This window comes from Massilia sp. IC2-477, from assembly GCF_020707265.1.
Lineage (GTDB): Bacteria > Pseudomonadota > Gammaproteobacteria > Burkholderiales > Burkholderiaceae_D > Telluria.
Genome location: NZ_JAJFEQ010000005.1, coordinates 218,382 through 231,774, shown reverse-complemented (window position 1 = coordinate 231,774; position 13,393 = coordinate 218,382). Strand labels below are relative to the sequence as shown.

Here is a 13,393-nt window from a genome sequence, read left to right as displayed (position 1 = left end):
TATGCCGATCCTTACTGCTGGCCTCTGTACGATGGCGTACTTATTGACAAAAAATCAGGCCGCGCCCTTGTCGCGCAGGCCGGGGATCCAGCCCATGAAGCCGAGCAGGCCGGTGACGCCGATCAGGCAGGTGACGAGTCCGCCTGCAACGAGGAACACCACGTCTTGCGGCTGCAGGCCGCCGGCAGACGTTTCGCCGGGCGGATGGGCCGACAGGAGACCGAAGCCCGCCACGATCACACCCCAGATGATGATGCCGATCCACGCCATGCTGTTCATGATGTTTCCCCTTAAGTGTATTGTAGCTGTATTGTCGGGTTAGCTCATCCATTGGTCCGTGCGCTGCCGCACATTGCTTCACAGAAAATTACCCAGACGAAATAAAAGCCGGGTCGCTTGCGCGATCCCGGCTTTCGGCAGGAAAAAGGAAACTCAGGCAACCGAGCGCAGGCGTCCCTTGACGATGCGTACACGGTCGCCGCTGCGCCATGCCGGCTGGCTGCTCTGGCGGAAGGTGCGCAGGGTGCCGTCGTCGAGGCGCACGCGGATTTCGTAGCTGGTGGTGGCCTTCATATTGCCTTCGACCTGGTTGCCGACCACGGCGCCGCCGATCGCGCCGGCCGCAGTGGCGATGGTGCGGCCGGTGCCGCCGCCAATCTGGTTGCCCAGCAGGCCGCCGATGACGGCGCCGCCGGCTGCGCCCAGGCCGCTGCCCTGGGCACGCTGCTTGATGGTGCGTACCGATTCCACATTGCCGCAGTTCGAGCACCAGTTGCGGCCGGTGTCGGCGGCGGCCACCTGGACCGCCTTCTTCGCCGGCTTGCTCACCGGTTCCTCGTAGACGACGGGCGCGGCTGCGGTCGCGGCCGCGGCTGCCGCTGCCGGAGCAGGGGCGTAGGCGGCCGCCGGCGCAGGCGCGTAGGCAGCTGCTGGCGCGTAGTTCTGGACCGGCGCGGTGGTGACGGCGCCGCCAGGGGCCTGGACATAACCGGCGGCCGCTTGCTGGCCTGGCGCGGCCGCAAGCATGCCCGGCTGTGCGCCCTGCGGCAGGCTGGCAGCCAGCGCCATGCGCTCGGATTCGCTCAGCTGGCGTTCGCTGTTGCCGCCCACCGAAGACGGGATCCAGCCCAGGATGGCCGCGGTGCCCACCAGGCAGAACAGCAGGACCGCCAGCGCGGCCAGGATCATCAGGGGGTGCATGCGTCCGCGTACGGACGGGTTGGGGGAAGTGTTCATGGTGCGTCCTTTCGGAGTGTCCTTGTCGAGCCCGATGGAAACAACACGGGCGGCCTGTTCATTGAATGATTGTCCTCAGGAACAACAAGCGCTTCCGTGCGTCACCGTACATACCACCCCCGGCGGGCGCGGTTACGCTGGCTGAAATTGTTTGCAAATGTATCTGACCGACGGCCTGGCTCATGCATCCCCCACGCGAGACACTGATGAATTTTGCCGCACCGCCGCCGATTGCCGAACACAATAGCAACCTGCTGCTGGCCGCGCTGCCCGCGCAGGAACTGGGCCGTATCCTGCCGCTGCTCGATCCGGTCACCGTCGAGGTCGGCGACGTGCTGTGCGAGGCGGGAGACCCGCTGCGCCACATCTACTTCCCGCACGACTGCCTGATCTCGCTGATGGGCGTGGCCGAAGGGCGCATGACGCTCGAGGTCGGCCTGGTAGGACGCGAAGGCATGGTCGGCGCCACCGTGGCCCTGGGCCATGACACCACCCAGGTGCGCGCCATCGTCCAGCGCGCGGGCAGCGCCAGCCGCATGGACAGCAGCACGTTTCGCGACGAGGTGGGGCGCAACCCCTCGCTGCAGCGGGTGCTGTACCGCTACACCGACACGCTGCTGGCCCAGGCCATCCAGATCGCCGTCTGCAGCCGCTTCCACGTGCTGGAAGCGCGCCTGGCGCGTTCGCTCCTGATCACGCGCGACCGCCTGCAGTCGGACAAGTTTCACCTCACCCACGAATTCCTCGCGCATGCGCTCGGCGTGCGCCGGGTCGGCGTCACCAAGGCCGCCAGCGCGCTGCAGCAGCAGGGGCTCATCATCTACAGCCGCGGCAATATCGAGATCCTCGATCCGGAAGGCCTGGCCGCGGCCTCCTGCACCTGCTACGAGATCGTCCGGGAAGCCGGCGCCCACGCGCTGCATGACGCCATGTAGCAGGCAACAAAAAAGCCTGGCATCGCCAGGCTTCCTTGTGTCGCTCCGTGGTACTGCTTAGTTGGTCTTGCCGACCTGGTTGCCGATGACGCCGCCCACGGCTGCGCCACCCACGGTGCCCACTGCGCTGCCACCGGTCAGCACGCCGCCGACCACTGCGCCGGCGCCGGCGCCGATCGCGGTGTTCTTGTCTTGCTGCGACATGCCGGCGCAGCCGGTCAGGCCCAGGGCGACGGTTGCCAGCGATGCGGTCACTACCAGTTGTTTGATGGTTTTCATGTTGATCTCCTTTACGGTGGGGTTATTTCAGACGCAGGTCATTCCTGACCGATTTCACGCCTCTTACGGTCCGGGCAACCGATGCCGCGGCCGCCACGCTATCCGCCGAGCTGACGAATCCGCTCAGCTGTACTACGCCTTGCTCGGTCTCGACGGCGATGTCGGCCACCTTCAGCATCGGGTCGTCCACGATGGCGGCCCGGACACCGGCGGTGATGGTGGCGTCGTCGACGACCGCTGCAACCGGTCCGCCGCCACCCGACATCGCACATCCAGTCAACTGGCCCAGGGCCAGCAGCATCACCAGCGCGGCGCCGATGCAGGCTTGCTTCCTTCTTCCTTTCATGCCGCCGCGCTGTTCGTCGAGTCCATGTGTGCAGGATAGTGTCGTCATCCAATCTGGTCTGTTCGACAACACACGTTTCGCACAATTTCCTGTATCACTTGCGTGCGGTCTTGCCCGGCGGCGGCGCCTGCGGCTTCTCGCGGGCATCGGCCAGCAGGCGTGCGCAGTCGCTGTCCTCGCCCGGTCCAGTGTTGATGAGCGGAATCAGCGCGGCCAGCGGCGTGGCCGCCGCCAGGGCGATGGCGCTGCCGGCCTTCATTGCCAGCACACCCTTGTCGACCGACACGTCCGGCTTGCTGAAGGGGCCGCGCACGTAGAAGGGCGAACGCAGCGAGATCAGGCGCAGGCCCTTGGTTTTCGGATCGATGCGCAGGTCCATCTGCTCGTCGGCCAGGTTGATGGCGCCGGCAACATTGACCAGCGCTTCCTTGGTGTCGATGACAAAGTAGCGGGTGCGTGCGATGCCATTGGTGACGGCGAAGTCCGAGGCCATGCAGTTGAGCTGCACCTGCTTGTCGCCGAACAGCTTGGTGATGACGATATTCGCCACGTTCAGGCCCATCATTTCCAGCATCATCTTGCTGACCTGGCCCTGGCTGATCAGGGTCTTCAGTTCGCCGTTCGAGCCGGCCAGCAGGCTGGCCACCGAGTTGCCCTGGGCGGTCAGGTTGGCGTCGACGCTGATGCTGCCGACCGATGCCTGCAGCTGTTCGATCTTCGGGAACAGCTTCTTGATCTCGATTTTGCGCGCCGTGACCTTGGCCTGGGCCTTGATCGCCTTCGATCCTTCGCGGCCGCGGCCGTCGAGGCGGATGTTCGAGCGCACCGTGCCGCCGGCCATGCCGAACTCGAGCGGCTCCAGGTTCAGCACCGCATTGTCCATCTTGAGATGGGTCGACAGCTTGTTGATCGGGAAGGCGGTATCGCGGACGATGCGATCGGCCGAAAAGCGCACGTCGGCATCGAGCTTGTTCCAGCGCGCGGTCTTGAATTCCTCGACCGGCAGCACTTTTCCGCTCGGCTGCACGACGTCGGCATTGCGTTCTTTCTTGGCCGCGTTCGAGTCTGCGCCGATCAGCGGGGCCAGGTCGGCAAACACCAGCTGCTGCGAGCGGACGTTGCCGGACAGCTTGGGCCGTGGCTGGCCGGTGGCGTACTCGAGGCGACCCCCAATGTCGGAGGAGCCGACCTTGCCCTTGAAGCCGTCGTAGACCCAGCGCGAGGCGCGCTTGCCGTTCTCTTCATCACCCAGGGTGCCGGTCAGGCGACCCGAGGTCGTGAACGGACCGGTCGTCGGCAGCACCACGCCGGTGAAGGCGTACAGCTGGTCCATGCTGGGCCCCGCCAGCTCGAGTTTCAGGTCGATCGCGGCCAGCTTCGAAGGCCGCGTCACGGTGCCCTCGACGGCGATCCGCGTCTTGCCGGAGCGCATATCGGCTTGCACCGGATACGGTGTGCTTTGTTGCTTCAGCGAGAGCACGGCGCCGGCCTTGCCGCCACCTTCCACCCTGGCGCCGTTGTAGGTGCCGTCGAGCGTCCAGGCAACGCCGTAGCGCGGGTCCCGGTCCAGGGTGCGCACGTGCGCCGTCACGTCGGCCTTGGTCACCGCGTCCTTGATGTGGACCACGCCATCGGTCAGCACCACGCGTTCCAGGTCCAGTGTCCAGCGCGACTCTTTTTCCTTGCGCTTGAAGGTCCAGTTGTTGTGCGTCTCGTCCGTGCGCAGCAGGTCGACGCGCGGCCCGTCGAAGCGCAGCAGCGGGATATTGATGGTGCGCGAGAGCAGGGCAAAGGGGTTCACGGAGAACGAGAACTGGCGCGCGCTGCCCGTGTCCTGCGCCGGCATCCCGGCCGGGTTGCCGATGTGGGTGTCGTTGGCGATCAGGTGCGGCCAGGGAATGTGGTCGCGCCAGGTGCGTTCGGACGGGCGCATGGTCTCGGCCGGCCGTTCCCATTCGACCTTCAGGTTGCCGCGGATCGCGAAGGGACGGTCGATGGCGTCGCTGACCTTGGCGTTGATCCAGGGGCGGGCGCGGTTCCAGTCGAAGGTGAGGATGAAGACGACCAGGATCACCGGAATGGCGACCAGGACGCCCAGGATGCTCAGGATGATCTTCTTGCTGCTCTTGCTGCTCGTGCGGCGCGCCGGATGACGGCCCTGCGCCGCCGGCTTGTCGGTATCTGCCATGGCGGACTTTCGCTGGTGAAGTTTGAATCAGATTAGCGCAAAGGCCTGCGCCGCCATTGTGCGCTGCCTAACGCTCTGCCGTAGAGCAGGGCACCACCCGAGGAGCAATGTGCGGCAGCGAACCGAAGCGGGGAGATAACAGGTTTATAACGTTACCAAGGACATTTCCTCATCAACAGGAGAAGAAGCGATGGACCAACAACATCCAATGACCCGCCTGCTGAAATCGGCCGCCCTGGCCGCCGGCACCGCCGGCGTGCTGGTATTGACCGGCTGCGCCAGCCCGCAGAAGGCGCCTGCCACTGCCGACGTGGCGGTGTCGCGCAACGCTGTCGAGAACGCCGTTTCCGCCGGCGCCGCCGAGCTGGCCCCGGCCGAGATCACTGCCGCGCGCGACAAGATGGTACGCGCCAACCAGGCGCTGGCCGCCAAGGACTATAAATTGGCGCGCGAACTGGCGATCCAGGCCCAGGCCGACGCCAAGCTGGCGCAGAGCAAGGCCAATTCGGCCAAGGCCACCTCGGCCGCGAATGCGCTCGACGAAGACCTGCGCGTGCTGCGCCAGGAAGTCGATCGCCTCAACTCGTCGTCGACGACCTCGACGCAGTAAGCACTGCCAACGCACCAAGAAGAAGTTCCCTTCATTGACCGCCGCAGCCAAGGCTGGCGGCGCCCAGGAAAAAAGGACTGCAAGATGAAAAACCGTTCGATGATGTCGCTGCTGGCCGCCGCCGTGCTGGCCACGGCCTGCGCCACCACCCCAATGACGACCCCGACGCTGGACGAGGCGCGCGCCGATTTCGTTGCCGCCAACAACAACCCGCAGGTGTCGCAATACGCGCCGCTGGAATTCAAGCAGGCCAGCGATGCGCTCGACCAGGCCAATGCCGCCGCCGCCCGCCGCGAGGCGGTGGCCGACGTCGACCGCCTGGCCTATGTGGCCAAGCAACGTGTCGCCACCGCGGTCGAAGTGGCGAAGGCGAAAGCGGCGGAAGCCGACATCGCGAACGCATCGCGCGAGCGCGACCAGGTCCGCCTGGCCGCCCGCACCGCGGAGGCCGACCGCGCCAAGCGCGAGGCCGAAGCGGCCCAGGCGCAGGCCGCCCAGGCCCAGATGCAGGCCCAGGCTGCCCAGCAGCAAGCGGCTGCTGCCCAGCAACAGAATGCCGCGCTGGCCCAGCGCGCCGCCGTGCTGGAAGCGCTGCTGGTCGAGCTGCAGGCCGTCAAGACCGAGCGCGGCTACATCGTGACCATCGGCGACGTGCTGTTCGCCACCAACCAGGCGACCCTGACACCGAACGGCATGTCGACCTTGCGCAAACTGGCCGACGTGATGTCGCAGAACCCAAACCGTACCGTGCTGGTCGAAGGGTTTACGGATAGTACCGGCAGCTCGTCTTACAACCAGGAACTGTCGCAGCGCCGTGCCGAAGCCGTGGCATCGGCACTGTCTTCGATGGGCGTGGCGCGCGATCGCGTTGCCATGAAGGCCTATGGCGAAGCCTTCCCGGTTGCACCGAACGATACGGCGTCCAACCGCCAGCTCAACCGCCGTGTCGAGATCGTGCTGTCGAACGAGAACGCGCAGATTCCGCCGCGCACGGCGGGGCGCTGAGCCGGCTTTTTTGATCTGAGGAAGCATGATGGAAGAAACAAGCAAGCTGGCGCATGGCTTCGACGTCGCGGCGATCCGCCGCGCGGCGGCCAACCTCGATGACGGCGCCGTCACCGAGGGCTACCGGGCCGACCGCGAAGCGGTCATCGCGATGCTTAACGATGCGCTTGCCACCGAGCTGCTGTGCGTACTGCGCTACAAGCGTCACTACTACACGGTAAGCGGTCCCAACACCGGCCACATCAAGGCCGAATTCCTCGAGCACGCGCAGCAGGAGCAGGACCACGCCGACCGCATCGCCGAGCGCATCGTCCAGCTCAACGGATCACCCAACTTCAACCCGGCCACGCTCACCGCGCGCAGCCATGCCGAGTACGACGATTCCGACGACGTGCAAGCCATGGTGCGCGCCGACCTGATCGCCGAGCGCGTGGCGATCGAGTCCTACCGCCAGATGATCGAAGCGATCGGCGACAAGGACCCGACCACCCGCGCACTGCTGGTCGACATCATGGCCGTCGAAGAAGAGCACGCCGACGATATGCGCGACCTGCTGGCCTGAATCCAGCGAACATTCAACAACCACAACACTACCGGAGTAGACCATGCTAGACACCACCCGCAGCAACTTCAAATCCCAGGCCCACGGCTACCAGTTCGACAGCAATGCATCGGACGCATCGTCGGACATGAAGGCCCTGGTGCGCGACGCCCAGTCGATGCTGAGCGCCGCCACTGCGCTGACGGGCGACAAGGCCGACGAGCTGCGCAGCCGCGGCATGGAGCTGCTCGACCGCGCGCTGGGCCGCGCCAGCCAGTACCAAGGCCAGGCGATGGAAAAGGGCCGTGAACTGGCGCACGAGGCCGATATCTACGTCAAGGACAACCCCTACCGTACGCTGGCGGTCGCAGCCGGCCTGGGCCTGCTGCTCGGCGTCCTCCTGAGCCGTAAGCAATAAGCGCCGCCGGGGACTGACATGCAAAAAGACGATACCGTCGTGCATACCCCCGGCCTCATGGGCGGGATCTCCAGCCTGATGAAGAGCCTGTTCGGCCTGGTCGTGTCGCGCGTGGAACTGGCCGCGCTCGAACTATCCGAGGTGCGCAACCACCTGATCGAGCTCGTCGCCCTGTTCGGTGCGGCCATCCTGGCCATCTGGTTCGCCATCGCCTACGGCACCGCGACCATCGTCGCGCTGGCCTGGGACGAGATGGGCTGGAAGATCCTGCTGATCCTGTTCGTCGTGTTCCTGATCATCACCGGCGTCCTGGTGGCGAAGGGCCTGGCCCTGCTCAAGCAGAACAAGCTCTCCTTCCCGGCGACCATGAAGGAACTGAAGAACGACCGCGACATGCTGCTCTAAGCGGCGACACGAAGGAGGGGAAACATGCACAATCATGACGGAACGACCGGATTGGCCGGCCACAAGCACAGCCTGGATCCGGTGGCACGCAAGCAGGAACTGCTGCGCGAAGGCGAATTCTTCCGCAGCGGCGTGGCGCATGCGAGGGCGCAGATCCGCCACGGGGCGCGCCCCGAGGTCATGCTGCACGGTGTGATCGACCACGCCACCTGGGCCCTGCGCGCGCGCGCCGATGCCTTGCTGAAACCGACCGGCACCAGCGTCTCTGTGCTGATGCCTTACGGACTGGCGCTGTTTAATTTCATTCGCCAGCGCAATCTCGGCAAGCCGGCCGGCGCCGCCGCCATCCTGCTGGGCGTGGCAGGCTGGTACATGAACAAGCGCCGTGTGCAGCAGAACGGTCTGAACTGACACGGCGAGAGCAGAACAATTCGACCCAATATGGTGGGGCTTGAGCGGCGTCGCAATCATTGATTGCACGCCGTTTTTTTTTGCAGTAACGGATGAGTAGTCGTTTCGCTGTCGTAGGGTGGGCGGCTTGGCCGCCCACGCGGTCAACGGACGCCTACGTGGGCGCGAAGCGTGATCTCGACAATGGTCACCAAGGAATGGTTGGAGCGTGGGTGAGTCTTCCGCTCACGCGGTCAGCCGGCGTGGATGCCTTCGCGAAACTTGAACGTAAGGATGCGTGAAGCGGGACCTGCGCGCGCCGCGCGGCGAAAGTTCGGCAACCGACCGCGTGGGCGGTCAAGCCGCCCACCCTGCGAAGACGCTACGATCAACGGATGTCTGGACTGGCAGTTCAGGGTGTCGTCTGCGCCAGCCCATCCACCTGCGTCTTGGCCTGTGCCATGTCGCGCTGGTAGGTAGCGCGCGCTTCCTGCAGGCAGGCGTTGCGCTCGGCCGCAGGCACTTTCTTGCAGGCGTTCTTGGCTTCCTGCAGGGCGGCGCCGATTTCCTTGTGCAGGGTGCGCAGCTGGGCCTGGCGGGTGGCGTCCTCGCGGTACCAGCGCGCCGGGTCGCCCTGGGCGATCTCGCGCGCCTGCTGTCTGGCGGCCGTGGGATCGACGACGGCGTCGGTGTTGGTGGTCTGGGCGTGGGCCAGGGAGAAGGTGCCGAGCAGGCAGGCGAGGGCGCCGCGCAGCACGATGGATGAGTGTCGCATGCTGTCCTCCAGCGAGTGGTGGTGCAGGGCCGCGGTGCGAGCCTGCGGCGGTGAACATGCCGGCGCAAGGCCAGCGCGGTGACGCTCGGTCACCGGGGCGGGCGGGGCCCGCATTCAGTTGGCCGGGGCGGCGCGCAGCCGGTCCCGGCCTGCCGGATCAGTAGCGGTAGACGCGGCCGTCGACGATGCGGACGCGGTTGCCCACGCGCAGGTCGTAGACGCTGTCCTGGGTCACGGTGCGGTATTCGCCGTTATCCATGCGCACGTTGATCTGGTACAGCTCGGCGCCGCCAGCCTGGCGGTTGCGCTCGACGTTGTTGCCGATCGCTGCGCCTGCGACGCCGCCTGCCACGGTAGCCGCGGTACGGCCGCTGCCGCTGCCGACCTGGTTGCCGGCCAGGGCGCCGACCACGCCGCCCAGGATCGCGCCGGCGCCGCTGGTGCGGTTGGCGCCCTGGGTCACCTGGATCGATTCAATGGTGCCGTAGCCCATCGAAACGTTGTTGTAGCCGGTGTTGTAGCCGTTGTTATACGGCTGCGACGAAGTGCTGGCGCAGCCGGTGAGGAGGGCGGTGGTTGCCAGCACAGCAGCAGCAAGGGTACGGGTTGCTTTCATGTTGTTCTCCTGACAAAAGTGTAGGTTCAGCTTAGTCACTGTCGTGCAGAGGGTCTGTGCGTTGCCTAACCGTCCTTGCCCGGCGTTTCGGCCGACCTATTTGAGCGAAATATGGATGAGCTGTTGCGGGAACGTTGCTGTGTTCGGCACCGAACAGAAACGCGACCGTTCGACGTGTAAAACGTCATTAGCGTGTTGACAAATGGAGAATAAAAAATGAAAACATCCCATGCTTTCCTGCTCGTCGGCGCCGCGCTCGCCTGGGCAGGTTCGGCGCGAGCCCAGGCCGTGCCGGACGCCAAAGCGGTCTATGAAGGGGCAAAGGCCACGGCCGAAGCGAACTTCAAGGCGGCCAGGGCGCGCTGCGACCAGATCGCCGGCAACCCACACGACCTGTGCATGGCCGAAGCCCGCGCAGCCCGCGTGCGGGTCGAGGAAGAAGCCGAGGCGGCCTACAAGAACACCCTGTCGGCCTATACCCAGGCCCGCATGCGCATCGCTTCGGCCAACTATGACCGCGACAAGGTGCGCTGCGCCGCGGTTACCGGGAACGACCGCGACGTCTGCCTGGAACAGGCCAAGGCCACCCTGATCGCGGCCCAGGCCGATGCCAAGGCCGACCGCAAGACCATCGAGGCGCGCCAGGATGCGCGCCAGGACAAGCTTGCTGCCGAATACCGCGTCGCCATCGAAAAATGCGACGCCTATGCCGGCGCCGTCAAGGACCAGTGCGTCAATGCTGCCAAGACCGCGTTCGGTAAATGAATTGCGGGCCGGCGCGCCGGTACCGCCCACTCGCCCGCATTGGGCTTCGTTTGTAGTTTGACCATCCGCAGTTTTTTAAAGGAGCTAACCATGAAAATCGCACAACGCCTCATCACCGCCACCTTCGCCGCTGCTGTCGCCATCACCACCGTCGGCTGCGCATCGTCGCCGACCCAGTCGAGCGCCGGCGAATATGTCGATGACGCTGTGATCACCACCAAGGTCAAGGCTGCCTTCGCTGCCGACCCGACCGTGAAGGCCACCGAAATCAACGTCGAAACCTTCAAGGGCGACGTCCAGCTGTCGGGCTTCGTGGCCCAGCCGGGTGACGCACAGCGCGCCGTGGAAATCGCCCGCGGCGTGAAAGGTGTAACCTCGGTGAAGAACGACATCCGCGTCAAGTAATCCCATGCGCCGGGGCGGCCCGGCTCCATTGTCAAGGCACGATCCATGCAGCTCGCACCACCTGAACCAGTCCAGCCTGCTGCTGCACCTGTGACGCCATCCGACAATGCCGCCCCGGCGGCGCCGACCCAGTCAGGCGCCGAGCCCGGCCCTGCAGGCGACGAGCTCACGATGCACGTGGGCGGCCTGCGGCTGCCGATCCATGTCAATGCGCGCGGGCTCTCGCTCGGCATCCTTGCCACCATTGCCTGCGTGTTCGCCCTCCAGTGGGCGCAGAAATTCTTCGTGCCGCTCCTGCTCGGCATCTTCATCGCCTATACCCTCAACCCGGTCGTGCGCTGGCTCGAACGCTGGCACGTCAAGCGCGTCATCGGCGCGACCCTGGTCACGGCCCTGATCATGGGCGCCCTGGGCGGCACCCTGTACCGGCTGCAGGACGAATTCTTCAATATCATCGACGAACTGCCGACTCTGACCCACAAGGTCACCCGCATCCTCACCAACAACACCGGCCAGCGCTCGACCATCCAGCAGGTACAGGCCGCGGCCGCCGAGATCGAGCGCGCCGCCTCCAGCGCGACCGGCGGCGACCAGCGCCGCGCGATCCAGAAGCGCACCCAGTCGGTGCCGCCGGTGCCCGGCACGGGCGGCTCGAGCATCCGCGTGATGGACTGGGTGCTGGCCGGATCGGTCAGCCTGGCGACCTTCCTGTCGCAGGCCACGATGGTGGTGTTCCTGGTGTTCTTCCTGCTGCTCTCGGGCGACACCTTCAAGCGCAAGCTGGTCAAGCTGACCGGCCCCTCGCTGACCCGCAAGAAGGTCACCGTGCACATCCTGGACGACATGAACAATGCGATCCAAAGCTACATGTTCATGCTGCTCGTGACCAACGTCCTGCTGGCGCTCCTGACCTGGGCCGCGCTGCGCGCAATCGGCCTGGAGAACGCCGGCGCCTGGGCCGCCTTTGCCGGCGTGGCCCACATCGTGCCTTACTTCGGGCCGCTCCTGATCACGATCGCGACCGGCGCCGTGGCCTTCTTCCAGTACGAATCGCTGCGCATGGTGATCCTGGTCGCCGGTTCCTCGCTCGGCATCGCCACCCTGGTCGGCATGGTGGTCGCCACCTGGATGACCGGCAGGATCGCCCGGATGAACCCGGCGGCCGTGTTCGTCAGCCTGCTGTTCTGGGGCTGGCTATGGGGCATGTGGGGACTGCTGCTCGGGGTGCCGGTGGTGATGGTGCTGAAGGTGGTGGCCGAGCGGGTGGAGGGGATGGAAGTCGTTGCGGAGCTGCTGGGTGAATAGTAGGGGGTAATCTAGTCCAGTGGACTAGATTACGGTCCAGTGGACTAGATTACGGTCCAGTGGACTAGATTACGCTATGCCGACCGCGCGTCCAAGCAGCGTGGAAATGGACGATGCGTCTCATCTCACCATGTGTTGAACGCGTGCTCGGCGAAGCCGAGCACGCTACCATGTCCCGCGTAGCTTATACCGCGCGGCCGTTCTTCCAAGTGGCCGTCGGTTCCGGCGGAACCTCTTTCTTCTTGTCTCCGGTTTCCTCGGCCGGCTTGTGCTTCAGGCTGCCCAGCTTCAGGGCATACTGGCGCGCGAATTCGGCGCCGAGGAAGAAGATCTGTGCCGAGTAATACACCCATAGCAGCAGCGCGATCAGCGAACCGGCCGCGCCGAAACTGTCGGCCGCGCCGCTGTTACCGATGTAGAGGCCGATGCCGAATTTACCGAGCGTGAACATTGCCGCCGTGCCGAGCGCGCCGATGGTCACGTCGTGCCAGGACAGCTTGATGCGTGGCAGCAGCTTGTAGATCACGCCGAACAGGGTGGCAATCACCAGGAAGCTGACGGCCCAGGCGACCCAGCCCATGATCACGGCTGCTTCCTTCCACATCCCGCCGATATATTCTTCCACCACGGCCAACGCCGCGCTGACGACCAGGGAGACCATCAACAGGAAACCTAGCACCAGGATCAGGCCGAAGGAGAGCAGGCGGGTGCGCACCAGGTTCCAGAAGCCGGCGTCCTTGGGCGGCGGCACGTCCCAGATCTCGTCCAGGCTGTCCTTCAGCTCGGCGAATACGCTGGTGGCGCCGACCAGCAGCAGGATGAAGGCGACGATGGTGGCGAACAAACCGTCTTCCTTGTTGCGCGCGCCGGCCAGGATGGCCTGGATCGTTTCCGCACCCTGCACCCCGACCAGGCCGCGCAGCTGGGTCAGCAGCTGGCCCTGGGCCGCTTCCGCGCCGTAGAAAAAGCCCGCGACGGCGATCACCAGCACCAGTACCGGCGCCAGCGAGAACAGGGTGTAGAAGGCGAGCGCCGCCCCCTTGCTGGAGGCGCGGTGGTCCAGCCATTCCATTACCGCGCAGCGCATCACCTTGAGCAGCTCGCGCGAATAGGGAACCCATTTGTTGACAGCCATGTCCTATCCTCCAAATAAAAAAGGGGCCGAAGCCCCCTT

The 13,393-nt window shown here is 65.4% G+C and carries 18 protein-coding genes; 10 read left to right on the top strand and 8 right to left on the bottom strand.

The annotated features are described in order from the left end of the window. Positions 1-54: 54 nt before the first annotated feature. Both LK542_RS12335 and LK542_RS12330 read right to left on the bottom strand, forming a co-directional pair. The gene (locus LK542_RS12335; protein ID WP_227800735.1) at positions 55-279 is read right to left on the bottom strand and encodes a hypothetical protein; all 225 of its coding nucleotides are present in this window, start codon (positions 277-279) and stop codon (positions 55-57) included. A 153-nt stretch (positions 280-432) separates the two neighbouring features. Then, a complete protein-coding gene (locus tag LK542_RS12330; protein WP_227812130.1) occupies positions 433-1,236 on the bottom strand; it encodes a glycine zipper 2TM domain-containing protein in 804 nt (267 codons plus the stop codon). Between the two features lie 206 nt (positions 1,237-1,442). Here LK542_RS12330 and LK542_RS12325 point away from each other — a divergent pair, with 206 nt between their 5' ends. Beyond that, entirely contained in the window at positions 1,443-2,171 is a 729-nt protein-coding gene (locus LK542_RS12325; protein WP_227812129.1) for a Crp/Fnr family transcriptional regulator, read from the top strand. Positions 2,172-2,228: 57 nt separating this feature from the next. Here the strand turns inward: LK542_RS12325 and LK542_RS12320 are convergent, their stop codons facing one another. From LK542_RS12320 to LK542_RS12310, 3 genes are read right to left on the bottom strand one after another with little or no spacing between them, the layout of a single operon-like run. Next, positions 2,229-2,450 carry a glycine zipper 2TM domain-containing protein gene (locus tag LK542_RS12320; protein WP_227800738.1) on the bottom strand — a complete coding sequence of 74 codons (222 nt, stop codon included), beginning with the start codon at positions 2,448-2,450 and terminating at the stop codon, positions 2,229-2,231. Between the two features lie 22 nt (positions 2,451-2,472). After that, positions 2,473-2,844 (bottom strand): BON domain-containing protein, encoded by a 372-nt coding sequence (locus tag LK542_RS12315; RefSeq protein WP_227812128.1) that lies wholly within the window; start codon positions 2,842-2,844, stop codon positions 2,473-2,475. A 46-nt stretch (positions 2,845-2,890) separates the two neighbouring features. After that, positions 2,891-4,984 (bottom strand): AsmA family protein, encoded by a 2,094-nt coding sequence (locus LK542_RS12310; RefSeq protein WP_227812127.1) that lies wholly within the window; start codon positions 4,982-4,984, stop codon positions 2,891-2,893. Between the two features lie 190 nt (positions 4,985-5,174). Between LK542_RS12310 and LK542_RS12305 the strand changes: the two genes are divergently transcribed. The 6 genes from LK542_RS12305 (at position 5,175) to LK542_RS12280 (ending at position 8,374) form a co-directional block, all read left to right on the top strand. Further along, positions 5,175-5,594, top strand: coding sequence for a DUF4398 domain-containing protein (locus tag LK542_RS12305; RefSeq protein WP_374040136.1), 420 nt, complete (start codon positions 5,175-5,177; stop codon positions 5,592-5,594). An 84-nt stretch (positions 5,595-5,678) separates the two neighbouring features. Next, complete coding sequence (locus tag LK542_RS12300; protein WP_227800742.1) at positions 5,679-6,599, top strand: OmpA family protein; 921 nt, start codon at positions 5,679-5,681, stop codon at positions 6,597-6,599. Between the two features lie 28 nt (positions 6,600-6,627). Then, positions 6,628-7,161, top strand: coding sequence for a bacterioferritin (locus tag LK542_RS12295; protein WP_227812256.1), 534 nt, complete (start codon positions 6,628-6,630; stop codon positions 7,159-7,161). Between the two features lie 43 nt (positions 7,162-7,204). Beyond that, a complete protein-coding gene (locus tag LK542_RS12290; RefSeq protein WP_267877544.1) occupies positions 7,205-7,558 on the top strand; it encodes a YqjD family protein in 354 nt (117 codons plus the stop codon). An 18-nt stretch (positions 7,559-7,576) separates the two neighbouring features. Beyond that, positions 7,577-7,963 carry a phage holin family protein gene (locus LK542_RS12285; protein WP_227800743.1) on the top strand — a complete coding sequence of 129 codons (387 nt, stop codon included), beginning with the start codon at positions 7,577-7,579 and terminating at the stop codon, positions 7,961-7,963. Between the two features lie 24 nt (positions 7,964-7,987). Next, positions 7,988-8,374 (top strand): hypothetical protein, encoded by a 387-nt coding sequence (locus LK542_RS12280; protein ID WP_227812126.1) that lies wholly within the window; start codon positions 7,988-7,990, stop codon positions 8,372-8,374. Positions 8,375-8,765: 391 nt separating this feature from the next. Here the strand turns inward: LK542_RS12280 and LK542_RS12275 are convergent, their stop codons facing one another. Together LK542_RS12275 and LK542_RS12270 are read right to left on the bottom strand one after the other, a co-directional pair. After that, complete coding sequence (locus LK542_RS12275) at positions 8,766-9,128, bottom strand: hypothetical protein (RefSeq protein ID WP_227812125.1); 363 nt, start codon at positions 9,126-9,128, stop codon at positions 8,766-8,768. A 157-nt stretch (positions 9,129-9,285) separates the two neighbouring features. Further along, on the bottom strand, positions 9,286-9,744 hold the full coding sequence (locus tag LK542_RS12270; RefSeq protein ID WP_227800746.1) for a glycine zipper 2TM domain-containing protein: 459 nt from the start codon (positions 9,742-9,744) through the stop codon (positions 9,286-9,288). Positions 9,745-9,960: 216 nt separating this feature from the next. Here LK542_RS12270 and LK542_RS12265 point away from each other — a divergent pair, with 216 nt between their 5' ends. The 3 genes from LK542_RS12265 (at position 9,961) to LK542_RS12255 (ending at position 12,219) form a co-directional block, all read left to right on the top strand. Further along, positions 9,961-10,509 carry a hypothetical protein gene (locus tag LK542_RS12265; protein ID WP_227800747.1) on the top strand — a complete coding sequence of 183 codons (549 nt, stop codon included), beginning with the start codon at positions 9,961-9,963 and terminating at the stop codon, positions 10,507-10,509. A gap of 90 nt (positions 10,510-10,599) precedes the next feature. Then, positions 10,600-10,914 (top strand): BON domain-containing protein, encoded by a 315-nt coding sequence (locus LK542_RS12260; RefSeq protein WP_227800748.1) that lies wholly within the window; start codon positions 10,600-10,602, stop codon positions 10,912-10,914. 45 nt (positions 10,915-10,959) lie between these two features. After that, positions 10,960-12,219, top strand: coding sequence for an AI-2E family transporter (locus LK542_RS12255; protein ID WP_227800749.1), 1,260 nt, complete (start codon positions 10,960-10,962; stop codon positions 12,217-12,219). 184 nt (positions 12,220-12,403) lie between these two features. On the opposite strand, the gene LK542_RS12250 is transcribed toward LK542_RS12255, so the two are convergent. Further along, entirely contained in the window at positions 12,404-13,354 is a 951-nt protein-coding gene (locus LK542_RS12250) for a YihY/virulence factor BrkB family protein (RefSeq protein ID WP_227812124.1), read from the bottom strand. Between the last annotated feature and the right edge of the window lie 39 nt (positions 13,355-13,393).